This is a genomic window from Sphingomonas sp. DC4900 (assembly GCF_049896485.1).
Taxonomy (GTDB): Bacteria; Pseudomonadota; Alphaproteobacteria; order Sphingomonadales; family Sphingomonadaceae; genus Sphingomonas; species Sphingomonas aquatilis.
Window position 1 is genome coordinate 1 of the sequence record NZ_JAFCUK010000040.1, and the last position, 1,359, is coordinate 1,359.

1 protein-coding gene is annotated in these 1,359 nt (G+C 65.4%); it reads right to left on the reverse strand.

Annotated elements, in window-relative coordinates; genetic code table 11:
* Positions 1-53: 53 nt before the first annotated feature.
* On the reverse strand, positions 54-1,265 hold the full coding sequence (locus ACP690_RS18020; RefSeq protein ID WP_426261896.1) for an IS256 family transposase: 1,212 nt from the start codon (positions 1,263-1,265) through the stop codon (positions 54-56).
* Positions 1,266-1,359: the final 94 nt, after the last annotated feature.

A 1,359-nucleotide genomic window follows, 5' to 3' on the forward strand; every position in this document is an offset into this window, starting at 1 on the left:
GGTCGTGTCCGTCAACGTGGTGTAATTTCAGGTGTGCCACCGGGCCGCATCGTTCAGGCGGCCTTGGGTGTAATCTGTAGGGGCGGTACCTCCTCGATCTGTGGTGTGGCGAGAGCGGTCATGCCTTCGATCTGCATGTAGCGGTTCTGGAGCAGGTATTCGTCGTTCTGCTCGAGGAGCACGGCGCCGATGAGGCGGGTGATGCTATCCTCGTTGGGGAAGATGCCGACCACGTCGGCGCGGCGCTTCACCTCCTTGTTCAGCCGTTCCAATGGGTTGGTGGAGTGCAACTTCGTGCGATGCTGTTCGGGGAAGGTCATGTAGGCGAGCACGTCGTGCTCGGCGTTGTCCATGCAGGCGCCGAGTTTCGGCCAGCGGGCGCGCAGCTGGTCGGCGACGTGACGCCAGGTCTGGGTGGCTGCGGCATGATCGGGCTGGAGGAAGACCTGCCGGATGGCGGCAGCCACCATGGTGTTCTGGCCCTTGGGCACATGAGCCAGCGCGTTGCGCATGAAGTGGACGCGGCAACGCTGCCAGGTGGCGCCGACGACGCGGGTGATGGCGGCCTTCAAGCCCTCATGCGCATCGGAGATGACCAGATTCACACCCTTCAGGCCGCGCCGGACGAGGTCGCGCAGGAAGGTCGACCAGAACGGCTCGGCCTCGCTGGGGCCGATGTGCAGGCCGACGATCTCGCGCTTGCCTTCGGTGGTGACGGCGACGGCGATTATGGCTGCCACGCTGACGATGCGGCCGCCCTCGCGCACCTTGAGGTAGGTCGCGTCCAGCCAGAGATACGGCCACTCGCCGGCGAGCGGGCGCTTCAGGAAGGCGTTCACCCGCTCGTCGATGTCCTTGCACAGTTTCGACACGCTCGACTTCGAGATGCCACTCATCCCCATCGCCTGCACCAGATCATCGACGCGCCGCGTGCTGACGCCGGCGATCCAGGCCTCCTGGATGACGCTGACCAGCGCCTTCTCCACCGTCTTGCGGGGTTCGAGGAAGCCGGGGAAATAGGCGCCGGTGCGCAGCTTGGGGATCTTCAGGTTGAGCGTGCCCAGTCGCGTATCCAGGGTGCGGTCGCGGTAGCCATTGCGCCAGGTGCTGCGCTCGCCGGAGCGCTCGTGGCGACCGGCGCCGATGAGGCCGTCGACGTCGGCCTCCATGATGATCTGCAACACGCTCTCGGCGACGCTGCGCAGAAAATCGCCGTCTCCGGTCTTCGCCATCAGTTCGGCAAGCGGTAGTCTGTCGTCGGTCATCGGGAAAAACTCCTCGGGTGTTGGTGAAGCTCGACACTTCCACCTTAACCGATGAGCCCGGTGGCCACCGAGACGCCGACGCCGGGGTGGGGCC